The organism is Anaerolineales bacterium (genome assembly GCA_003105035.1).
Lineage (GTDB): Bacteria > Chloroflexota > Anaerolineae > Anaerolineales > UBA4823 > FEB-25.
Genome location: PQAL01000038.1, coordinates 91149 through 113398 on the forward strand (window position 1 = coordinate 91149; position 22250 = coordinate 113398).

A 22250-nucleotide genomic window follows, 5' to 3' on the forward strand; every position below is an offset into this window, starting at 1 on the left:
TCTATGACCGATGCCCAGCAATTATTGATCTACGCAGATCCGGAAATCTCATACCAGATCGACCGGTCAGCCCTGGCTGCCCTGGGATATGAAATTAATTTCGTATCCGAGGCAGAAGAATTGAATACCCGGCTCGCGGTTGATTATCCTTTCACTTTAATTCTTGCCCACCCCACAGCATCTACCGGGCTTGACCTCATTACGAGGATTCTTTCAGATTACCCCAAATTGCATGTCATCTTGGTAACCAGTGAAGTCGATCTAGCGTTACTAAAAAGGGGTTTGGAACTTGGGCTGGTAGACTATCTGGTGACACCGGTAGACCTGTCCGCTATGCATGCAGCCATTGCGAGGGCGAAAAACCTGCAGATAGCCAGGCAAGCTGAAACGCGCTTAGAACAGGTGATATTCGCCCTTCAGGATGGATTCGTCTACGCGGATGTGAATCACCGGATCCAGCTGATCAACCCTGCTGCTCGGCAGATTTTTAACCTGGGCGATGAACCACTGGTAGGTAAAGCAGTCAATGAAACGATTTTTAACGCGGACTTTCTCGATATTTTTAAGCCAAACCAGAGATTCCCCAATAACAATGAGATAACCACAGAGGGTAATCGCACCTATTGCGCCCATTCCAATCTCATCCCTGGTTGGGGAATCACTGTAGTGCTGCAAGACATTTCCCACCTTAAAGAGCTGGATCGCATTAAAACTGACTTCATCAACACCATCTCGCATGATTTGCGCTCTCCCCTGACGTCCATCTACGGCTTCATCGGATTGATCGACCGGGTTGGACCTATCAACCGGCAACAGGCGGAGTTTATCAAACACATCCAATCCAGCGTGCAGCATATCACTGCCTTAGTTAATGATCTATTGGAGCTCAATCGGCTGGAAGCTGACTATGACCTTCAGCTGGTGGAAATACAGATGAAGGATATCCTGGTGGAAACGATCAGCAGCCTGGAATACCAGAGCAGCGAGAAAATGCTGGAGGTAGTTCTGTCAGCTCCGGAAGAGCTTCCCGTGATCATGGGGAATCCATTACACCTGCAGCGTATGGTCTCCAATCTCATCGAAAATGCCATTAAGTTCACTCCACCCATGGGCAAGATTGATGTCCGCTGCCGGGTCGAAGCCAACCAGCTCATCCTCGAAGTAGCTGATACTGGACCGGGGATTCCTTTGCAAGACCAACCGCACATCTTCGATAAATTCTATCGGGGGAGTAATCTTGCGCAGTTAACCACTGGAACTGGCCTGGGGTTGTCGATCGTGAAATCGATCGTCGAACGGCACTGCGGACGGGTCTGGCTGGAATCCTCTCCCAACGGAACGACCTTTACAGTAATTCTTCCCCTTCCATAATTCTAACTGATCAAGAGGTCTGGGTCTGTCAGGTCGTTAAATGACTGCCTCCGCTGGGGTGGTGAGGTACCCAGCGGAGGCTTTCGCCAAAGGAGGAAACAGCAATGAGTGTAAGCGTTCGGTTTGTTCCTAAGCTCACTTCTCAAGTACAATGATACATCAAGTGGTATTTTATGCTCATTGTCAACTGTCATTATTTGCTAGTGACAACACTCACAATGCAGTACGTGACATTCTATAGTATTTACACAGTGACTTCAACACGCACCCTTCACAGTCAGGCTTGCGCGGGTGGCAAACCTCCCGCCCCAAACGGATAATGTTCAGGTGTGCAGCTTTATAAGTGTCTTGTGGGAATAAGCCAGCCAGGTATTGATGTGCTTCTTCATTGCTCATCTTTTCGGGGCGTAAACCGACTCTGCCCGTCACCCGATAAATATGCGTATCCACCGGGAAGGCTGGTTTACCTAATGAAAACAACAGTACAATAGATGTCGTTTTTGGACCAACCCCATCAAAGCGAATCAGCCAGTCCCAGGCTTCTTTGGTGGACATCTCACGCAAAAACTCAAGGTCAAGCGAGCCATGTTCCGCGGTGATCTGGCGTAAAAGTTTTTGGATGCGCGGTCCTTTCTGGTTTGCCAACCCTGCAGAGCGGATAGCCTCTATTACCGATTTCTGGTCAGCATCCCGCACCGCTTCCCAGCTGTTGAATCGGTGTGTCAGCTGGCTAAACGCCCGGTCTCGATTGATATCGTTGGTGTTTTGGGATAAGATGGTCGAGATCAGCTCATCCAAAATTGGCAGTTCCATGTGCCAGGCTGGTTCGCCATATTTTTGAAGCAGCCGACGATGCACCTCCAGGGCGCATTCGCTTAAGTCCATTAACCCATAACCATTTTGAAACAGGGTGAGGCCAGACCCACCCTTAACTTGCGCCAGTTCTCCACAGGAAATTCCGGCCCATACTCCTGCAGGTTGGCAAGGTCCTGGGCATCAAACACGCCTAGCTGGCGTAGGATTTCCAGCATCACGGCTGGGCGGACATGCCCACGAGGATCACCATAAGGGAAATTATGGCCTTTTAGGTCTCCATCTGAAACCTTAAACGCCACCCCAAGCGCAGGTGAGCCGGGTCTAATCGTCCCCGGCATGATCCCGAATGCCTGAAAACCTTCTGCCCCTCCCTTGCAGATCAGCCTGCCCTGAGAAGCCTGCATCACGTAGGTATCGAAATTATCAGGCCCGCCGATCATGTCGGGGAAGGCAATCATGGCTTTCGAGATCAGGCGGCAAGTGTCTGCCCGTTTCTCCGGCAATTTGTTAGGCTGGCAAAGGCGCGCAAAGGCAAGCGCTGTGCTCTTCAAAGGTAGGGCAAAGTTCGGTGCCGAACATCCATCGATCCCAACCTGAATCTCATCCGAACGAAGGTCAGCCATCTCAGCCAGTGTGCTCAGGATTTTTTGTTGGACAGGGTGGGTAGGATCGATATAGGACATTTCATCCACACCCGTGGGAATACCTAACATCTTGGCATACGCCAGCATTCCCGTGTGTTTCCCCGAGCAGTTATGCCGGTTGGGCGTGGGCACTTCACCTCGTTGGCGCATGGCGTCAGCAGTCTTACGGTCATATACTGTGTGCACACCACACATCAAGTCCGCCTCGCTCACACCGGTCTTCGCCTGAATGGAGCTAACCACCGCGAAATGCTCGTCCGTACCCGAATGGGAGGCGCACAATAATGCCACCTCTTGCAGGGTTAAGCCATAATATGCCATGCCACCTGCTTCTAAAAACGGTAAAGCTTGCAGAGGTTTCACTGATGAGCGTGTATATGTGACGAGCGCTGGGTCACCATACCATGCTGTCATCCGTCCACTGGCTTCAACGACTGCAATCGCCCCAAAATGTATCGATTCTACGATATCGCCCCTGGTTAATTGAAAAATCGGCTCGTAGGATGTATTTATCATATAGTATATTTATTCGCCGCTCGATTCACTTGGATGGTACCGTCGGGCATAGTATTGAAATAAGCCATGGCGATATCTTTGATAATATTGATCATAGAGGTCATCCGGGAAGGTTAGGTCTGAAAGCAGGCTCGGGATTAAACGCTCGACTTCAGTGGTTGCTGCATTACGCTTCACCATGCGATCTAAGCCTTTGAGGATGTTCTTCAGGTGGCGCTGCTGAGCCTTCACATCCTCCTGGTTAATTACCCCGCCTCTCCCGCTGATAATGGAATAATCTTTATATGAGCTCGTCAATAAGTCAAGCGTCTCGATCCAGGCTGGTATATCCGCATTGGTGAGGAATGGTGGTTGGTTGAGCAGGACAACATCACCGACAAACACTACTTTGGCAAATGGGACGATTACCCAGGTACCACCAGGTGCAGGTCCGGCGTGGTATTCAATGATCACTTCTTGCTCACCCCAATGGATCGAGATATTGTGGGTGAAGGTGATATCTGGTAGTGCCCATCGCGTCCCTACCACATCATCATAAGTTTCCCATATCGATCCGCTCTCGGCATTTTGACCCTTGAAGACCGACGGTCTACCCCGGAAAACCTGAGCGGTCTTCTGGTGGGCGATGATTGTGCACTCCATCGACCTGGATCCCAACGTACGGTCGGGGTGTGCGTCCAGGTTCACCAGCATGCGGTTGGGCTTCGCGCCGAGATTGTACAAGACGTTCAACCAGGTGCGCGCATCTTCGGCACGCAAAGGCGCGTCGACCAGGATCGTGCCCAGCGGCAGCAGGACTGCCCCTACGGTCACTCCCGGATAAGAATTTTCAAGATAGATACCGCGGTCTATTTGCTGCATAATCACCTTTGTGTTTTAAGATATCGCCGTGAATTGTCATTCTTCCATAATTGGCAGCGAAAAAATAAAGCGTGAGCCAACTCCAAGCTCGCTCTCCACCCAGATTTTTCCACCGTGTGCTTGCACTGCCAGGCGGCAGTAAGCCAATCCCAACCCTAACCCTTTGGGGCCATTGCTGGTCTTTAAGCGCGTAAATTTATCAAAGATACGACCTTGCTCCGAGGCCGGGATACCACCACCCTGGTCCTGGACCCAAACCACTACCAGGTCATGATCCTTCCGGGCACCCACCTCAATCACTTTATCAGCTGGTGAGTACTTGCTGGCGTTCTCAACCAGGTTGGTTACCACCCGGCGGATCATATCCTGGTCAACCAGCACTTTCGGCAGGTGTTCTTGAACTTTATATTGGATGGATTGATTTTTATTGTTGATCGTTGATTCAATCGACTCGACTGATTCATAAATTATTTGAGAGATGCTGGCAGCAGACCGCTTACCTACCGGTTGGCCAGCCTCTAAAATACTTAAATCTAGCAGCGATTCGATCATCCGCTGGATGCGTTCGCTTGAGCGCAGTGATATCGCCAGCAATGATTTCATGGCGGTATCTTTGGGTGGCAGCATCGTCTCCAGCAGGTTTAGGCTCGAGACAACATTCGCCAGCGGTGAGCGCATATCATGATAGATCATCGCCGTGAGGTCATCCCGCAGTGTATCTAGTTTTTTCTGTTCGGTAATATCACGCAAGATCCACTGCACGCCCGGCTGTTCTTCAGTTTCGATCTCGCGCACATAAACTTGAATCGGCACTTCATGGCCGCTGGCTGTACATAAACATGATTCGTATGAAAAAGTCCTACCAGAATGCAGCTCACTGAAATCCACACCGACCATTTCGTGATTGAGCTTGTGGATCTGGTCAATTGGCATACCATACAAGGTTTCCTTACTGTAATCCGAAGCCAGCACGGCTTTTCGGTTAGCCTCCAGGATCATCCCGTTCCAATCGGTGATCAGGATTGGATCAATGCTATCTTCAAACAGATCCTGGTAGCGTTGATGCGCCGCCTGAAGCTGCTCAAATAGCTGGGCATGCCGGATGGCAGTCCCAGCCAGGTTGGCGATACCGCTCAGGATGAGTAAGGCATCCTGGTCAAAATCCCCATCTTTCGGATTAATCGCCGTCAGTGTGCCAATTACCTGCCCGCGATAATGGATGGGAGCACACAACAGCGCATGGGCACTAACCCCTTTTGGCTGGTCTTCCTCCGGAGAGAAGCGCTCATCTTGAGAGGCGTCAGACAGGATCACCCCCTGGTCATGTTCAGCCGCCCACATGGAGATTCCTCCAATGACCTTACGAGGCGCTATACCCACCAGGGGTTTTGGCCAGCTCTGAGCTGCCTTGAGCTCTAAGGCTGAGCTTTGATTTTCATACAATGCCAGCAAAACCGCTTGCGAATTTACCGCTTGATGGGTTTGGTCTAGGATCCCCGAAAAAACATCCTCCAGGTTCAGGCTGGGCGAGACTCCCGAAGCACTTTTAGCAAGGGCTGTCATTACTTCTGCGTGGCGCTGACTTTCATCGTACAAACGGGCGTTCAACACAGCAATCCCGGCCTGATCAGCAATTGCCTGAATTAAGGCAACATGCTCAGTCCCGAAAAAGCCTGGCTGTGGATGAACCAGGGTCATCACCCCCACCAGCTTTTCCCGTGTCAGGATAGGTGCGCTTAGAGCTGACTTTGGCAGCGGCTTTCCATCATCTTCATATTGTCGCCGCATCCAGCGCTGATCCTGGTTGGTATTCTCCACCAGGGCCACCCGCCGCTCGCGCACCACCCACCCCGATAAGCCCCTATCCAGGGTTTCCACCAGCCGTTTTGTGGTGTGCTTATGGACGGTATCACCCGCGATGATAGTTGAATCTATCGGTGTTCCATTATCATCCACGACAATAATGGACCCGTTGATCGCGCCTACATTTTCCATGGACAGTGAGAGCACGCGCTCCAGTAACGTGCGTAGATCCAACGCGGAGCTCAGCTCACGGCTGATATTGTAGAGCAGTTCCAGGGAAGCCCGGGTCGAGCTTGCTTCCCTGGAATTTCCAGTTCGGTTATCCATTAAAATTGAGATCCTGTCTCAGTATAGCACAATTCATTCTCATGCAGCCTGATTCACCGTCGGGTAATCCATCAGCATCACTTCCACTGCTAAACGGGCATTGACATTTCTATCAATGCGTTCCATGGTGCTTTCCGTCGAATTAACCTGATATTGCGCTTGCTGCAGACCAATGCTATTCGCCAGCCTGGAAATTTGATTCACATAATCAATATTAGTTAGCATGTCCGGTAACCCTGAAGCAGCCATGAGCACATCCCGCCACAAGCTCGTCCAGACTTGCAGCATGCTGCGTAGCTCTTCTTTACTGTCGATTCTCTCGCGTGGATCGGTTTTCTCGCGTGCGAAGGCAAACCGTTCTCGCCGGGGGCTTGCCAGCAATTGGAATAGCTCGTCGATGGCAGATTGGTGCCGCTCGAGTAAGCCAGGATGTTCAAATAAACGAATCGCATACCCTGGGCGTCCCCCAGAAATATGCGCCAGTTTCTGCGCTTGCTCCTGAGGTATGTGCTTGATCTCCTGCAGGCCTTTTGATGTCTCCTCAACGGATAATGGCCTCAGACGAATCACCTCACATCGAGATACGATGGTTGGTAGTAAGCTCTCTGCACTTTGGGCGGTCAGCAATACCAGCACCTGGCCAGGGGGTTCTTCCAGGGTCTTCAAAATGGCGTTAGCAGCACTCGTGTGGGCTTCCTCAAACCGCAGGATCAATGCCACACGGTAACGTGCTTCGTATGGAGCTAATGCCAGCACATGCTGCAGATCTCGCACCTGGTCTATCCGTAAGACCGCACCCTCGCGCTCCGCTTCAACAATGGATAAGTCGGGGTGCTGCATGTTTTCCAGGCGCTTACAGCTGGGGCATTTGCGGCAGGCTTGCCCGGGCGCTGTGGGGTTGGGGCAGTTCAGTGCCTGAGCGAATCGTAGGGCCAGTGTTTTTCTGCCCACACCCTGGGGGCCAGTAAAGAGGTAGGCATGCCGCTCCCGCCCTTGGGCTGCGTGCCCGGCAAGTAGATCAACCGCCCAACCATGCCCAACCATGCCCCAATCCATGGTGTGATTTTAGCCTAGAGCCATGATATTGACAACCAGCAACCACCATTCAGTGAAAAATTGCCGCACAGGTAATTATGGTAGAATTTGCCGGATGGACCTCCTCGTTGGTCTTAATGAACAACAGCAGCTGGCTGTTACAGCAGGCCTGGGTCCCGTTTTGGTTATGGCGGGACCCGGTTCTGGTAAAACACGCGTGCTCACTCACCGTATCGCCTACCTGATCGGCATGCTGGGAGTGCGACCGGGGCATATCCTGGCAGTTACCTTTACCAACAAAGCCGCTCGCGAAATGGAAAACCGGGTAATCAGCTTGTTAGGTGAGGGTGCTCATGGAGTTACTTTGGGTACATTTCATGCCATTTGTGCCCGCATCTTGCGTAAAGAAGCCCAACAATTGCCGTTCAATGCCAATTTTGTGATCTTCGATGAGGATGATCAGCTCAACCTGGTAAAGCGCGTGATCAGAGATTTAAATATCGACGAGAAGCTTTACCGTCCGGTAGGGGTCTTAAATTCCATCTCGAATGCCAAGAACGAGCTCCTGCTACCTGATGAATATCCCTTGCAGACCTACCGGGATGAAGTAATTAAGAAAATCTATATTGGCTACCAGCAGATGCTGTTGACCAACAACGCGGTGGACTTCGATGACTTGCTTCTGTATACAGCCTTCATGTTGGAGGATAATCCCAACGTTCGTGAGCGCTACGCCCGTCGCTATGAGCACGTCCTGGTGGATGAATTCCAGGATACCAACCTGGCTCAATATGCCCTCTTGAGGAAGCTCGCCTCATTCCATAATAATATTTTCGCTGTTGGCGATGCTGATCAATCGATTTACCGCTGGCGAGGCGCTGATTACCGCAATGTGCTGCGTTTTGAAAAGGATTACCCTGCCTCACGCGTAATCTTGCTGGAGCAGAACTACCGCTCGACCCAACAAATCCTGGATGTTGCAATGGCGGTGATCGACCCCAATCCCAACCGCATCCCCAAGCAGCTTTTCACCCAGCGATCCAATGGGTTAAAAGTGATGCTGCATGAAACCTACGATGATCGGCAAGAAGCCTCCTTTGTGGTGGATACCATCGCCAGCCTGGTCAGCCGCCAACAGATCAAGCCCGGTGATGCCGCGGTGATGTATCGCACGAATGCTCAATCGCGCCTTCTGGAAGAAGCTTTCCTGCATGCAGGCTTGCCCTATAAATTGGTTGGAGCTCAGCGGTTCTATGGGCGCCGAGAGGTGAAGGATATCATTGCTTATATGCGCCTGGTGCATAATACCAATGACGAGCTTAGCCTGATCCGGGTGATCAATGTACCCACACGTGGTGTCGGAGATAAGACCCTCCAGCTCCTGCGTACCCAGGCTCAGGTGGCTGGCCTGACCCCTGGCAATTTAATAATTGAAATGGGTCATAATCCAGACGCATTCACCAGCTCATTCCCACATCGGGCGCTGGGAATCCTGTCAGGTTTTGGAGAATTGATCGGTCAATGGGCCAAACAAGTAAATGAGCTTTCTCCATTGGCTCTCATGGACCACATCCTCGATCAAACGGATTACCATGCTTACATCGATGATGGGACGGATGAAGGTACCGACCGGTGGGAGAATGTCATGGAGCTACGCCGCTTGGCAGCTGAATATCAGGAACGGTCGCTCAGCGACTTCCTGGAGAACATCGCCCTGGTCTCCGATCAAGACACCATCGAGGCGAGTGCCAATGCCCCCACCCTGCTTACCCTGCACGCAGCCAAGGGCTTGGAATATCCTGTGGTATTCATTGTTGGGCTCACCGAAGGAACACTCCCGCACTCTCGCTCATTTGACGATCCTGAAGCCATGCAGGAAGAACGCCGCTTGCTGTATGTGGGCATTACGCGTGCTAAAGACCGCCTTTACCTGGTTTACTCGTTCAACCGCAGTGCCTTTGGTTACCCCGAGCCCGTTGAGCCATCCCGTTTCCTGGATGATATCCCCGACGAGCTCCTGGAAGATACCGCCTCACTTCGCAGCATGCGTACGTCCAGGAGCGTCGCATATGACCTTAAGGCTACCCAATGGGAATCAAAAAAACCATCTGCAGCCAAGGTGACCTTCCAGAAATTTAAACCCGGCGCCCACGTCCAGCATCCCGTGTGGGGAGATGGCATGGTGCTGACCAGCCGCCTGCAGGATGACGATGAAATCGTCGATATTTTCTTCGAGAATATCGGCATGAAACGTGTAGCTGCTTCACTGGCTAATCTTAAAACGAAAGGATAGCCATTAACTACTCACGGTCTTACCCTAAGCCTCTCTCCAGTGGATACAGTGTTGTATTTTTAATAATCCGCTGTATAATCCACTCATGCCCATCCTCGATTCCCACTCACTGGAGATCATCAGCAGAAGCGCCGATCAAACCCGACGGGTGGGTATGCGGCTGGGTGCACTGCTCAAACCCGGCGACCTGGTTGCCCTGGTTGGTGATCTTGGCTCCGGAAAGACCACGCTGGTTCAAGGAATTGCTGCGGGTTGGGGAACGCTCGACCCAGTCTCCAGCCCCACTTTTGTGCTGGTAAATGTATATCGCCATTCAGATGGTGCGCGGTTATTTCACCTGGATGCATACCGCCTGAACGGCTCATCAGAAGCTATTGATCTCGATCTGGATACGATGCTCGATCAGGGTCCCATGGTGGTCGAGTGGGCGGAGCGCGTCAAAGACGTGTTGCCAGCTGAAGGATTATGGGTGCACTTGAATTACATCGATGAAGTGCAGCGCGATCTGATCTTTTCAGGTCGCGGGGATTACTATGAAGACCTGTTGGCCCGCTTTCGTAAATTGGTGTATGGAGGCTGAGTGCTTTTAGCCATTGATACCTCCACCCGCAATGTGGGTGTTGCGGTTTATGATGGCATCCAGGTACTCAGCGAAACCATCTGGTCCAGCCGTGATTACCACACTGTTGAGCTTGCCCCGGCGATCGCTGAAACCCTGGCCCGCGCGGGATATAAAGTTCAACAGCTCAAGCTGGTGGCGGTAGCAACCGGCCCAGGCTCATTCACTGGACTACGCATTGGCATGGCAGTCGCCAAGGGCCTTGCCCTGGCATGCCACCTGCCCATCGTCGGGATCCCCACCCTGGATATCGTCGCAGAATCACAACCGGTTTCGCTTGGCATCTCCATGGCAGCTATTCTCCAGGCCGGGCGCGGGCGGTTGGCAGTTGGCTGGTACCGGGCGGATGATGGCTGCTGGCAGCTAGACGCGCCGGTTGAGATCATGGATGCTTTCACCCTCTCGCGCCAGATCCATGAGCCGACCCTCATTTGTGGTGAGCTCGATGAAGAACAACAACATACCCTGGCAAGGAAGTACAAAAACGTCATCCTGGTTTCACCCGCCCATGCGGTACGCCGGCCTGCGCTGCTTGCCGAGCTGGCCTGGAAGCGATGGCAGGCGGGGGATGTAGATGATCCTGCCACCTTGTCGCCAACCTATTTGCACCACGGCGAGCCGATCCCTAATCCATAATTGTCTTTGGATCTTGCGATCCATTACTTAAAAACAATTCTCCCACCCACTTGCAGCCAACTAACCCTTCTCAACAGGCTCGCCCGTTGACATTCCGCCGCATGACACTGGCGGATATTCCCCAAGTCCACGCCATCGATGCGCTTTCTTTTTCGCTTCCCTGGCCGGAGAATTCATATCGCTTCGAACTGACCGAAAATCCTTCCACGCTGGCACTCATAGCCGAATTGACCACGCCCAACGATGCGCAAACTATTATTGGCATGTCCGTAACCTGGCTGATTATCGATGAAGCCCATATCGCCACCATCGCCATCCACCCCGAATATCGAGGGCATGGCTATGGAAAACAGCTGCTACGCGAAACCCTGCGCCAATCCATTCAGCGTGGCGCTGTACTTGCAGCCCTGGAAGTGCGTGAAAATAATCTCATTGCCCAACAAATGTACCTTGAATTCGGATTTGAGATCGTCGGAAGGCGCTTTAAATACTATAAGGACAATGACGAAGATGCCTTATTAATGAGTTTGACAAAAATGAGGCCAGAATCACTCACCCGGTGGGATGACAAGGGTATCCTGTAACGGAAATCATCTTGGATAATGTCAGGATATCCTTTATACTTACGCCACATTTGCTAGGAGGCGGATCGTGGATGAAGACAGAAAGCAACTAGCAGAAGCTACCCTGGCACAGATCGCTCGCGAAGTTGCGGTGTGCCAGCGTTGTATGCTGCATCACTCACGCAAGCTGGCAGTCGCAGGTGAAGGCCCGGCTGACGCGGACCTCATGTTCATCGGCGAAGGACCGGGGTTCCATGAAAACGAGCAAGGGCGCCCGTTCGTGGGTGCTGCCGGGAAATACCTTGAAGAATTGCTGGCGAAGATTAACTTGAACCGCACCGATGTGTTCATCGGCAATGTGGTTAAGTGCCGCCCTCCTAACAACCGCGATCCGCTCCCCGATGAGCTGGCCGCCTGCAGCGACTACCTGGAACGTCAAATCCAGGCCATCAATCCGAAGATTATTGTTACCCTGGGGCGCTACTCCATGGCCCGCTTCTTGCCCAATGCCAAGATCAGCGATGTTCACGGCCAATCGTACAAGATCAAGGGCCGGCTGGTCGTCCCTATGTTCCACCCGGCAGCTGCTCTGCATCAACCTTCATTAAAAACAGCTGTTGAACGCGATTTTTTGCACCTTCCAGAATTGATCGCAAAATCAACCGAAATTTCGATCATTAAAGAAGAAAAACCACCTGAAGATAAATCAGAACCCACACAGCTGAGCCTATTCTGAAATAACTCGACGAGGAATTATGAACCCCATAAAAGATGCAGTGATCCAATCTCTTAATGAACGCACCGCAAGGATAGGAATTCTTGGCTTGGGCTACGTGGGCCTACCCCTGGCAGCAGCCTTTGTCGAGGCTGGCTTTAAAGTTACCGGTATCGATCCGGACCCGCGCAAGGTTAATACCCTCAACCAGGGTGTAAGTTATGTGCAGGATGTCGCGAGTGAACAGATTGCAAAACATCTGAAATTGGGAAAGCTGTCAGCGACCACCGATTTCTCCGCATTAGTGGATTGTGATGCTGTCAGCATCTGCGTACCAACCCCATTGCGCAAGACCGGCGATCCTGATATGTCATTCATCCTGAGTGCTACCGATGAGCTTGCCAGGTATATCCACCCCGGCATGATCATCGTGCTCGAATCAACCACCTACCCTGGGACGACTCGCGAAGTGCTGCTCCCCAAGCTGGGCAAGGAAAAAGGATTGGTAGTGGGCAAGGATTTCTTCCTGGCTTTCTCACCCGAGCGGGTGGACCCTGGCCGGGAGGATTGGAACACGTTCAATACCCCCAAGGTGATCGGCGGTATCACGGAGGACTGCAGTGATGTGGCGGCAGCCTGGTACTCACAGGCGCTTAAGACCGTGGTCAAGGTATCCTCGGCAGAGACTGCCGAGTTATCCAAGCTGCTCGAAAACACCTTCCGCATGATCAATATCGGCCTGGTGAATGAGCTGGCCATCATGTGCGAACGCCTAGGCGTGGATGTGTGGGAAGTGATCGATGCGGCCGCTACCAAGCCGTTCGGATTCATGAAATTCACCCCCGGGCCAGGCCTTGGTGGTCACTGCATTCCCATCGACCCACTGTATCTCTCGTGGAAAATGAAAGCCTTCCAGTATAATGCCCGCTTCATTGAGCTGGCGGCTGATATCAATACCAACATGCCGCGTTACGTGGTCAGCCGGGTGAGCGATGCTTTTAATGATCGTGGCGTGGTGCTCAAGGGCTCCAAGGTGCTTGTGTTGGGTGCCGCATATAAACCCGACATTGACGATATCCGCGAATCCCCCGCCCTGGATGTCATCGGCTTGCTACAAAAGAAGGGTGCGGTGGTCGAATATCACGACCCGCACATCCCCCACCTGCGCACCCATGATAATATCGAGATGGAAAGCGTGAAGGATGTGATGGAGGCCGTGCAGGCTGCAGATTGTGTGGTAATCATCACCAACCACACATCATACGATTATGCTGCAATTCTTAAGCAGTCTAAATTCATCTTTGACAGCCGGAACGCCCTCGGAAAACTGGGTAAGAATAATCCCAAGGTAGTGCGACTATAGCACAAGGCTCAGCCCATGGCTAATTATCTGGTAACTGGTGCGGCTGGCTTTATCGCCGGCAGCGTGATCAAAATGCTGCTCGAGGCAGGCCATACCGTCGTTGGGGTGGATAACCTGAATGACGCCTACGACGTGCGCATGAAGGAGTACCGCCTCAAGCTGCTCGCCGGCCAGCCCGGTTTCAGCTTCCACCGCCTGGATATTGCCGACCGTAATCTATTTACGAAAGATTCGCCTCTACGCCAGGCAAGATACGAGGCGGTCATCAACCTGGCTGCTCGGGCTGGAGTGAGGCAGTCCGTGGAAAATCCCTGGGTCTACGTCGACACCAATATTACCGGTACACTGAACTTGCTGGAATACTGCCGGGAGCTGGGTATCCCCAAATTCATCCTGGCGTCCACCTCCAGCGTGTATGGGAAAAATGCCCCCCTGCCCACCCCCGAAGAATACTCAAGTGACCTGCCCTTACAAGCTTATGCCGCCACCAAGAAGAGCGCCGAGGTGCTGTGCCATGCCTACCATTACCTGTACGGCCTGGATGTAACCGTATTCCGCTATTTCACCGTATATGGTCCCGCCCCCCGGCCCGATATGGTCATGTTCCGCTTTACACAGTGGCTGAGTGAAGGCCGTGAAGTGCGGGTGAACGGGGACGGTGAGCAATCACGCGGCTTCACCTATGTGGACGATATCGCTCGCGGCACGCTGCTAGGCCTCCAACCTTTGGGTTATGAGATCATCAACCTGGGTGGCCACGAAGTGATCAAGATCAACCAGCTGATCGACCTGCTCGAAACCCTCACCGGCCGCAAGGCGCAAGTAGCGCATTACCCTGCTCACCCGGCGGATATGACCACCAATTGGGCCGATGTGACCAAAGCTAGGAGCCTCTTGGGTTGGCAACCTGCTGTCGGACTGCGGGAAGGTGTCGCTAACCTGGTCGATTGGTACAGGCAGGAAAGCTCCTGGGCGAGCGAGATCCTTACCCCATAGTTTTTGCCACCTAACAATATAAACCAAAGCAATATCGAATGCTGAAAACACTGCGTACCTGGTGGAATGACAAGCTGCTCAGGGGGGTATTGAAGAACACCGGTTTCCTATTCAGCAGCAATACCATCACTGCAGCCCTCAGCATGCTGAACTCGATCTTCGCCACCCGGTTGCTGGGCGTGGATGGTTTGGGCATTGTGACCATTGTCCAGACTTTCGTTTCCAACGTTAACCGCCTGCTTTCCTTTCGCATGAGCGAAGTGGTCGTAAAATTTTTCGGACAAGCCTTGGCCGACGGGCAGGGTATAGCCAGCAAAACCGAGGGCGCAATTGAAAACACAAGCCCTGCCAGCGCAGCCCGCCAACAGGCTGCTGCCCTGGTGAAGGGCATCGGTCTGATTGAAGCAGCTACTTCCGTTCTGGCATACGGCGTGCTCTTGCTGCTGGCTTCCTGGGCAGCCCAGGTGCTTATTAAAGATCCCTCGGCAGTCGTTCTGATCCCTTTCTACGGGTTGATGCTGCTGGCTAACCTGGTATATGAAACCTCCACCGGGGTGCTGCAAACCCGTAAACGCTTCGATCGCCTGGCGCTGATCAATACCATCCAAAGCATCCTGACGGCTGCCCTGATCCTCCTGGCGTTTTTCTTAAAAGCCGGGGTATTAGCCGTGCTGGCTGCCTACCTGGCTGGGAAGGCCTTTGCCGGAATTGCTCTCACCTTTATGGCTTTCAGGCAGCTGGATGAGACCCTTGGGCGGGGTTGGTGGCGAGCTTCACTCAAGCAGGTTGGTAATTGGCGTGTTATTTGGAGTTTTGCGATCAACACCAACCTCAATGGCACGCTAACCCTGATCACGCGCGATAACGCCGCCCTCTACCTCGCATATTTAAGCCCGGCCAATGTGGCTCAGTCGTATGTTGGCTACCTCAAACTCGGTCTGTCGATCATCAACTTCGTCACCCTGCCCATCGACCCGTTTATCTGGCCGACATATGCCGAAATTACCCGGACGATTGCATTGCGCTTGTGGGATAAAACTCGCAGCCTGCTGAGACAGGTAAGCTCCATCGCGGCAGCCTGGACGCTTGCCATGGCAGCCGGCATCGCCCTACTTGGCTGGTGGCTGATTCCTCTTGTTTATGGTGCTGACGCCGCACCTGTATACCCGGTGGTGCTGATCCTGCTTGTTGGGTACGGGACCGCCAACATTTTCAACTGGAACCGTCCCCTGCTTCTCGCTCTTGGCAAGCCTTCCTACCCGCTGCTGGTGGCACTGGCTGTCGGGGCTATCGAGCTCCTGCTCACCCTCTGGCTGGTTCCCCAGGCAGGCTATCTGATGATGTCAGCCATCCTGTCTGCCTACCTGGCCGCCTCGGTGGGCATCACCGTCTGGCGCGGCTGGAAGGAAATCCGTCTCCAGCAGGCGCAGGATGTTTTTACTGCTCATTCAATTTCTGAAGATGTGCAATGACGACTGACGAGTGGATCTCGTGAAAATCGCCTGCATCTCCGCCTCGCGTGTGCCATCGAGCACCGCCAACAGCATGCAGCTAATGAAATCCTGCCAGGCCCTCTTCCAACTTGGCCACGATGTTCACCTATTCCTCCCCGGTGAAGGATCGCCACCCAACAGCACCAATCTGAAAGAATTTTATGGCCTCAGGGATATTTTTCCAGTAAGCTGGCTGCCGTCAAGACCAGGCTACCACCGCTATGATCTCGCCTGGCGAGCCGCCCGTCATGCCTCTCATCTGAATGCTGATCTTACCTACGTATGGTTCATCCAGGCGGGGATATTCTCTCTGCTTAATCATCTTCCCGTGGTCTACGAGCTTCATGGACCCCCCGAAGGCAGATTTGGGCCAACCTTATTCCGGCTTTTCTTGAAAATGCCTGGCAGGAAACGACTGCTACCCATTACCCATGCCCTGGCTAACCAACTTTCGTGGTCATACCGGTTCAACCCGGTCGATCTCAACCTCTTTCAAGTATCACCGAATGGTGTCGATCTCGAACGATACACTGACCTTCCCCATCCAACGGCTGCCCGCCAACAGCTCGGGTTATCCTCTGCACTAACAATCGGTTATACCGGCCACCTCTACCCGGGCCGCGGGGTAAACCTGTTGGTGCAGCTTGCGATTCAATTCCCGCAGGTGCAGTTCTTATGGGTGGGTGGCACACAAGCTGACGTGAGCTACTGGCGTCATCAACTTGAGCAGCAAAACATCTCCAACGTCACCCTGACCGGTTTCATCAGCAACAAACAGTTACCCCTCTACCAGGCTGCTTGTGAGATCCTGCTGATGCCCTATGAAAAGGCTATCTCTGGCAGTAGCGGGGGTAACTCAGCCACATACGCCAGCCCGATGAAAATGTTCGAGTACATGGCCAGCCGGCGTGCCATCATCACCAGCGACCTGCCGGTCATCCATGAGGTGTTGGATACCACCAGTGCCATATTCTGCCCGGCTGATGATACCGACGCCTGGTCACAGGCTTTTTCTGAGTTGATCAGCGATGAAGGCCAGCGCAGCGCTTTGGCGGAACAAGCTTGGATTGATGTCCAGCAATACACCTGGCTGGCGCGTGCCCGCCGGGCTCTCCAAGGCTTTCCTCAATCAAAACCAGCCTCCCATCATGAGTGAGCTTATCCAAAACCCCCACAGGAAGTGGTATTCATCGCCAACGCTATGGCTGATTATCGTGAGCACGGTCGCCATTTTTGTTCGGCTGTTGTTGGTCGTTTTCTATCAGCCAGTCTCCTTCGGTGATACCCCCAGCTACTTCCGCTTGGCTGAAACGGTGCTCAAGGGTTTCGTTGGTTACGATGGTACCCGCACTCCCGGGTATCCAGTCTTCCTGGCTCTGACGGGGAATGACAGGACCACCTGGTTGATCCAGCTATTGCTGGGACTTTTCACCACCCTGCTCCTTTTTTACATCGGCCTGAAGCTGACTGGTAAAGCCTGGTTCGGCGGTTTAATCGGACTGTCACATACCCTAAACCTCGGTCAGCTGTTCTTTGAAGCTAATCTGCTCACCGAAGCCCTCACCACCTTCCTGATGGTGTTAACCATGGCAGGTATTATGGTCTGGTTGCTTTATCGGAAATGGCGTGGTTTTTGGCTGGCATTAATTCTGGGCACGGCATCAACCCTGACGCTCCTGGTACGTCCATTATTCATTTACCTACCCTTCTACCTCTTCACCTTCCTGTTGGTCGAATCCAGGTTGGCAACCCCAAAGGTCAAACCTGAGCCATCAGAGGATAGTCCTGACCCACCCCAACCTGCTCCGCCTCGCATGGCTTTACGCCTTGTGTTGGGCTTCCTGATCCCGGTGGTCTTACTGCTGGGTGGTTGGTTATCGTTCATCCACAAGAATTTCAATGAGTGGTCGCTGACCACCATGAACGGCTATCATCTCGTCCAGCATACGGGCAGCTTTTTTGAGTATGTACCCGATGAATATGCTTCGCTGCGTGACACTTATATCAAGTATCGCGATGCTCAAATCGACCAATATGGCACCCAAACGAACGCCATCTGGGATGCCATTCCCGAAATGAGCAAGGTGTCGGGTTACAGCTTCTATGCCCTTTCCCGGGTGCTGGCTCATATTTCTATCGACCTTATCCTGCATTATCCATTCCTGTATCTGAAGAATGCTGCGGGGGGCTGGTGGATGTTCTGGCGCGTACCAGTCTATTGGAGTGCTGAAGCACTGCGCATCCCCGCTCTGTCCAGCGGGGTTAGCTTGCTCATCACCCTAGAACGCGGCCTGATCTTCATCACCAACCTGGCTTTTATCCTTGGCTCGATTTCATTTGTGATCATCGAATCTCTCTCTGCAGTTCGACGCAGGTCTTCGCCACTCTTCCTTCGCCAACAAAATCCAACCCTGCGGGCATATCTATGGCTGCTGTTAGGGAACATATGGATCGCTTCCGTCCTGCAGACCCTGCTGGATCACGGTGATAATCCCCGCTTCCTGGTTCCGTTGCAATCCCTAGTTATCTTGTGGGTGGCAGCGTTCATTTTTCAATGGGTGATCTCCCGTAAGTCATCCTTTCCAGGTACTGCGTAACTTTCTTGCCTTCCTAGCCACTATGACGCTCACCATGAAAATAAGCAGACTTTCCAAGGAATTCTGGATGACGGTTATTACCATAGCCATCATCGCTGTCGTATTTGCTGCCCTCGATCAATCACCAGACTACCTGCGGGCCTGGCTTGCTTATGCGCTGCTACTTGGGCTCGGGGCAGTTATATTCTTCAGTGTCCGCAAGGGGCTAGGTGCGAATAGATCGGCTGCGACTGCTGCGCTGGTATCTTTTCTCCTGCGCCTGGCCATCGGGGTGGGCCTGTTTTTGCTGCTTCCTGTTATTGGCTACCGTACCAGCCCGGAGCATCAGGCTGGCTATATCTACACCGATGCATTTTTCCGCGATACCCAGGCCTGGAACCTGGCAACCTCTGGCGATTCTCTGACCACCGCCTTTACCCGCCAATACTCTGGCGATCAGTACGGAGGTATGCTGGCCTTGAGTGCCCTGGTTTACCGGCTGCTCAGCCCGGATGCCCATCGTCCATTTTTAATTCTCATCATCAATGCTACGGTTTCTGCCCTGGGTGTGCTATGCCTGTGGAAGGCAACTGCCAGATGGTTTGGAGGTAAAACTGCCCTGTTGGCTGCCTGGATATTTGCCGTCTATCCAGAGAGTGTCTTGCTAGGCAGCAGCCAGATGCGCGAGGCCATCCTGATTCCCATGGTTGCCATATCATTATTCGCCCTCACCAACATCCAGGCTGGTAAAAAGTCAGGCTGGCTCCTGATGATTTTCTCAGCCGCCATCATGTTCTTCATCCAGCCCTTAGTGAGTTTTATTGCCTTTGCCGTCTTGCTTGGCGTGTGGTTCTTTGACCCAGGTACCATGGGAGCCATAAAACAGCGCAAGACGATCCTGACCATCGCTTTTATGATCAGCATCCTGTTGATTGCCATGCTGGTGGTCAGCTCAATCATGGCAAACCTTCCTTCCCTGAAAGGGACTGGACCATTAAACACCTACCTGACTTGGTTCCGCAATAACTTCACATTCCAAAGCTATATTTTGGAGCGCAGCTCAGGGATCTTCCAAAGCCTGATCGATAGCATTGGCCAACAATGGAGCTGGTTGGTTGTCCTGGTGTATGGCATAGCTCAGCCGGTTCTACCCGCCATCGTTGGCGATCCCGATGCGGCTATGATCATGCGCCTGATCGGATTCCTGCGCGCCGCAGGCTGGTATGCCCTGGCGTTGTTCCTGATCTACGGCACCCTGGGTGTACTGCGCAGCCGGGGAGAATCCCGCCGTTATCAGCTCATATGGATCAGCGTGGTTAACTGGGCTTGGATCATGATTGCTGCGCTGAATGCTGGCGCTGACCAGTGGGATAACCCGCGCTATAGGGTCATCCTGCTAACCTGGCAGGTGATCCTGGCGGCGTGGGCCTGGGAATGGGCTCGATCCCGCCGCGATGCCTGGCTGTGGCGCTGGCTGCTCGTGGAGGCAGTCTTCGTCGGAATGTTTACCGAATGGTACGTAGGGCGGTATTACCCGGGAATCATCCATCTGGATATCAAGTGGATGTCGTTGCTCACCCTGGTGGTATGTGGGGCTATCCTTCTGGGTGGGGTCATTTGGGACTACTTCCACAAGAAAAAACCAGCCACGGGGGATTCTGGTTTATAATTCAGTCATTGAATTTTGATTTTTAAGGAGAATTCACTTGCCAACCGCAATCATCACCGGCATCACCGGTCAGGATGGCTCTTATCTCGCCGAATTATTATTATCCAAGGGATATCGCGTGATCGGCATGGTACGCCGCTCAAGCGTGGTCACCTTTGAGCGTATCCAGCACTTCCAGGACCAGGTCGATATCATCCAGGGCGACCTGCACGACCAGAGCTCTCTCATGGACCTGATCGAACAATACAAGCCCGATGAAGTGTACAACCTGGCCGCTCAATCCTTCGTCCCCACCTCATGGAACCAACCGGTGCTCACGGGTGAAGTCACAGCCTTGGGCGTCACTCGCATGCTGGAAGCCATCCGCCTGCTCAGCCCAAAGACGCGCTATTATCAGGCCTCTTCCAGTGAGATGTTTGGCAAGGTCCACGAAGTACCCCAAAAAGAAAGTACCCCGTTTTATCCCCGCAGCCCCTACGGAGTGGCAAAAGTCTATGGTCATTGGATCACAGTGAATTACCGCGAATCATACGACCTGTTTGCTGTCTCAGGTATCCTGTTCAACCACGAAAGCCCCAGGCGCGGCACCGAGTTCGTCACCCGTAAGATCACCTACGGTGCGGTGCGTATCAAGATGGGCCTGGCCAAGGATCTGCACCTGGGCAACCTGGAATCCCGCCGCGACTGGGGGTTTGCGGGTGATTATGTTGAAGCCATGTGGCGGATGCTGCAAAACGACCAGGCGCAAGACTTCGTGGTTGGGACGGGTGAAACCCATTCCGTGCGTGAATTTTGCGAGCAGGCCTTTGCCTATCTCGATATGGACTACCGTGATTACGTCATCCAGGATCAGCGCTTCTTCCGTCCGGCTGAGGTTGACTTGCTGGTGGCTGATCCTTCCAATGCCCGAAAAAAGCTCGGTTGGTCACCGAAAGTAGATTTCGCTGGTCTGGTTGAAATGATGATTGATGCTGATCTGAAACGCGTGGGAAGGGAAATTAGCTGAGCGAAGAAACTCCTCTTCCGGCCTCACCCGCGAATACCGCCGATGGTAAGAATCGCCAGGCAAAGGCTAACCACTCACGCTGGCTGCGCTGGTTGGGAACCCTGCTTTCGATTGGTTTACTTATTTACCTGCTCAGCCAACAAGGTTGGAAAGCTATTGCGGCAGCTGCCACTCAGATCGCCTGGTGGCGTTTCGTCCTGGCTCTTGCATTCGTGATGATCTCGCGCTTCGCCGTAGCCGGGCGCTGGCACACATTGATGCATTCAGCTGGGACAGGCATCACACCCCGCCAATCGCTCCGCCTCACATTTGCCATGCTCTTCGCTTCAAATTTCCTCCCCACTACCATCGGTGGGGATGTCATTCGCTACGCTGGAGCAGTCCGCCTCGGGTTTGACAATGCCATCAGCCTGGCCTCCCTGGTTGTGGATCGCCTGGTGGGTATGACGGGTATGGCTATGGCTCTTCCATTTGGCATCTCAGCCTATATCCAATACTTTTCTGGTGCAACCACCAGTAGTTCTCTGGCTCTACCCTGGTTGAACAAGCTTTCAGACAAATTCTCGATTTTTTTACGTGACCTATGGCAGGCAATCAAGATCTGGCTGAAAAAACCCGGCTCCCTTTTAACCTCCCTGGGTTTCACGTGGGTGCACATGCTGTGCACATTCGCCACAGTCAGTGTGTTGCTAGCCGGTATGGGTGAGCAGATTTCATTTTGGCTGATCATGGGTTTGTGGAGTGCCACTTACTTCATCACCCTGCTGCCTGTTTCCATCAATGGCCTGGGGGTACAGGAGCTGGCCATGACTTTTTTCTACGTCGGCATGGGCGGTATTTCCCCGGCTTCCGGCCTGACCCTGGCCATCATCATGCGCTTATTGCAGATGATTGCCAGCCTGCCGGGTGCTCTGTTCATACCGGATATCGTTGCGGGTAAGAAGTAAG

19 protein-coding genes are annotated in these 22250 nt (G+C 53.0%); 14 read left to right on the forward strand and 5 right to left on the reverse strand.

Features of this window, described 5'->3' with window-relative positions; genetic code table 11:
• Positions 1–3 precede the first annotated feature (3 nt).
• Positions 4–1371 (forward strand): hypothetical protein, encoded by a 1368-nt coding sequence (locus tag C3F13_17250; protein PWB50214.1) that lies wholly within the window; start codon positions 4–6, stop codon positions 1369–1371.
• Positions 1372–1584: 213 nt separating this feature from the next.
• Here the strand turns inward: C3F13_17250 and C3F13_17255 are convergent, their stop codons facing one another.
• Genes C3F13_17255 through holB form a run of 5 tightly spaced genes read right to left on the reverse strand, consistent with a single transcriptional unit; the run spans position 1585 to position 7394 of the window.
• On the reverse strand, positions 1585–2256 hold the full coding sequence (locus tag C3F13_17255; GenBank protein ID PWB50215.1) for a Fe-S cluster assembly protein HesB: 672 nt from the start codon (positions 2254–2256) through the stop codon (positions 1585–1587).
• Positions 2256–3347, reverse strand: a complete 1092-nt coding sequence (locus C3F13_17260) for an asparaginase (protein PWB50216.1) — start codon at positions 3345–3347, stop codon at positions 2256–2258. The genes C3F13_17255 and C3F13_17260 overlap by 1 nt, the downstream gene beginning before the upstream one ends.
• A gap of 9 nt (positions 3348–3356) precedes the next feature.
• A complete protein-coding gene (locus tag C3F13_17265) occupies positions 3357–4208 on the reverse strand; it encodes a hypothetical protein (protein ID PWB50217.1) in 852 nt (283 codons plus the stop codon).
• Between the two features lie 36 nt (positions 4209–4244).
• Positions 4245–6338: a hypothetical protein gene (locus tag C3F13_17270; GenBank protein PWB50218.1), complete on the reverse strand. Its 2094-nt coding sequence runs from the start codon at positions 6336–6338 to the stop codon at positions 4245–4247.
• 39 nt (positions 6339–6377) lie between these two features.
• Complete coding sequence (holB, locus tag C3F13_17275; GenBank protein ID PWB50219.1) at positions 6378–7394, reverse strand: DNA polymerase III subunit delta'; 1017 nt, start codon at positions 7392–7394, stop codon at positions 6378–6380.
• 94 nt (positions 7395–7488) lie between these two features.
• Here holB and C3F13_17280 point away from each other — a divergent pair, with 94 nt between their 5' ends.
• From C3F13_17280 to C3F13_17340, 13 genes are all read left to right on the forward strand, one after another.
• On the forward strand, positions 7489–9666 hold the full coding sequence (locus tag C3F13_17280) for a hypothetical protein (GenBank protein PWB50220.1): 2178 nt from the start codon (positions 7489–7491) through the stop codon (positions 9664–9666).
• 85 nt (positions 9667–9751) lie between these two features.
• Positions 9752–10246 (forward strand): tRNA (adenosine(37)-N6)-threonylcarbamoyltransferase complex ATPase subunit type 1 TsaE, encoded by a 495-nt coding sequence (locus tag C3F13_17285; protein PWB50221.1) that lies wholly within the window; start codon positions 9752–9754, stop codon positions 10244–10246.
• The gene (gene tsaB / locus C3F13_17290) at positions 10247–10921 is read left to right on the forward strand and encodes a tRNA (adenosine(37)-N6)-threonylcarbamoyltransferase complex dimerization subunit type 1 TsaB (GenBank protein PWB50222.1); all 675 of its coding nucleotides are present in this window, start codon (positions 10247–10249) and stop codon (positions 10919–10921) included.
• A gap of 101 nt (positions 10922–11022) precedes the next feature.
• Positions 11023–11505 carry a ribosomal-protein-alanine N-acetyltransferase gene (gene rimI / locus C3F13_17295; protein ID PWB50223.1) on the forward strand — a complete coding sequence of 161 codons (483 nt, stop codon included), beginning with the start codon at positions 11023–11025 and terminating at the stop codon, positions 11503–11505.
• Between the two features lie 145 nt (positions 11506–11650).
• Positions 11651–12220, forward strand: coding sequence for a uracil-DNA glycosylase (locus tag C3F13_17300; GenBank protein PWB50308.1), 570 nt, complete (start codon positions 11651–11653; stop codon positions 12218–12220).
• Positions 12221–12239: 19 nt separating this feature from the next.
• Positions 12240–13562 (forward strand): UDP-N-acetyl-D-glucosamine dehydrogenase, encoded by a 1323-nt coding sequence (locus tag C3F13_17305; GenBank protein ID PWB50224.1) that lies wholly within the window; start codon positions 12240–12242, stop codon positions 13560–13562.
• A 15-nt stretch (positions 13563–13577) separates the two neighbouring features.
• Positions 13578–14558: a nucleotide sugar epimerase gene (locus tag C3F13_17310; GenBank protein ID PWB50225.1), complete on the forward strand. Its 981-nt coding sequence runs from the start codon at positions 13578–13580 to the stop codon at positions 14556–14558.
• A 38-nt stretch (positions 14559–14596) separates the two neighbouring features.
• On the forward strand, positions 14597–16030 hold the full coding sequence (locus C3F13_17315) for a hypothetical protein (protein PWB50226.1): 1434 nt from the start codon (positions 14597–14599) through the stop codon (positions 16028–16030).
• Positions 16031–16049: 19 nt separating this feature from the next.
• Entirely contained in the window at positions 16050–17207 is a 1158-nt protein-coding gene (locus C3F13_17320; GenBank protein PWB50227.1) for a hypothetical protein, read from the forward strand.
• Positions 17200–18648, forward strand: a complete 1449-nt coding sequence (locus tag C3F13_17325; protein ID PWB50228.1) for a hypothetical protein — start codon at positions 17200–17202, stop codon at positions 18646–18648. The genes C3F13_17320 and C3F13_17325 overlap by 8 nt, the downstream gene beginning before the upstream one ends.
• A 22-nt stretch (positions 18649–18670) precedes the next feature.
• On the forward strand, positions 18671–20296 hold the full coding sequence (locus tag C3F13_17330) for a hypothetical protein (GenBank protein PWB50229.1): 1626 nt from the start codon (positions 18671–18673) through the stop codon (positions 20294–20296).
• Positions 20297–20333: 37 nt separating this feature from the next.
• Complete coding sequence (gene gmd, locus C3F13_17335) at positions 20334–21302, forward strand: GDP-mannose 4,6-dehydratase (GenBank protein ID PWB50230.1); 969 nt, start codon at positions 20334–20336, stop codon at positions 21300–21302.
• Positions 21299–22249 carry a hypothetical protein gene (locus C3F13_17340; protein ID PWB50231.1) on the forward strand — a complete coding sequence of 317 codons (951 nt, stop codon included), beginning with the start codon at positions 21299–21301 and terminating at the stop codon, positions 22247–22249. The genes gmd and C3F13_17340 overlap by 4 nt, the downstream gene beginning before the upstream one ends.
• The last annotated feature ends 1 nt before the right edge of the window (position 22250 follow it).

Bases quoted from the DNA above. Each gene is read 5' to 3' on its own strand.
- C3F13_17325 (PWB50228.1), top strand. From the start codon at position 17,200: ATGAGTGAGCTTATCCAAAACCCCCACAGGAAGTGGTATTCATCGCCA.
- C3F13_17310 (PWB50225.1), top strand. From the start codon at position 13,578: ATGGCTAATTATCTGGTAACTGGTGCGGCTGGCTTTATCGCCGGCAGC.
- C3F13_17255 (PWB50215.1), bottom strand. From the start codon at position 2,256: ATGGACTTAAGCGAATGCGCCCTGGAGGTGCATCGTCGGCTGCTTCAA.
- C3F13_17330 (PWB50229.1), top strand. From the start codon at position 18,671: ATGACGCTCACCATGAAAATAAGCAGACTTTCCAAGGAATTCTGGATG.
- C3F13_17280 (PWB50220.1), top strand. From the start codon at position 7,489: ATGGACCTCCTCGTTGGTCTTAATGAACAACAGCAGCTGGCTGTTACA.
- C3F13_17285 (PWB50221.1), top strand. From the start codon at position 9,752: ATGCCCATCCTCGATTCCCACTCACTGGAGATCATCAGCAGAAGCGCC.
- C3F13_17250 (PWB50214.1), top strand. From the start codon at position 4: ATGACCGATGCCCAGCAATTATTGATCTACGCAGATCCGGAAATCTCA.
- holB (PWB50219.1), bottom strand. From the start codon at position 7,394: ATGGATTGGGGCATGGTTGGGCATGGTTGGGCGGTTGATCTACTTGCC.
- rimI (PWB50223.1), top strand. From the start codon at position 11,023: ATGACACTGGCGGATATTCCCCAAGTCCACGCCATCGATGCGCTTTCT.
- C3F13_17270 (PWB50218.1), bottom strand. From the start codon at position 6,338: ATGGATAACCGAACTGGAAATTCCAGGGAAGCAAGCTCGACCCGGGCT.
- C3F13_17265 (PWB50217.1), bottom strand. From the start codon at position 4,208: ATGCAGCAAATAGACCGCGGTATCTATCTTGAAAATTCTTATCCGGGA.
- C3F13_17305 (PWB50224.1), top strand. From the start codon at position 12,240: ATGAACCCCATAAAAGATGCAGTGATCCAATCTCTTAATGAACGCACC.
- C3F13_17260 (PWB50216.1), bottom strand. From the start codon at position 3,347: ATGATAAATACATCCTACGAGCCGATTTTTCAATTAACCAGGGGCGAT.
- C3F13_17300 (PWB50308.1), top strand. From the start codon at position 11,651: ATGCTGCATCACTCACGCAAGCTGGCAGTCGCAGGTGAAGGCCCGGCT.
- C3F13_17315 (PWB50226.1), top strand. From the start codon at position 14,597: ATGCTGAAAACACTGCGTACCTGGTGGAATGACAAGCTGCTCAGGGGG.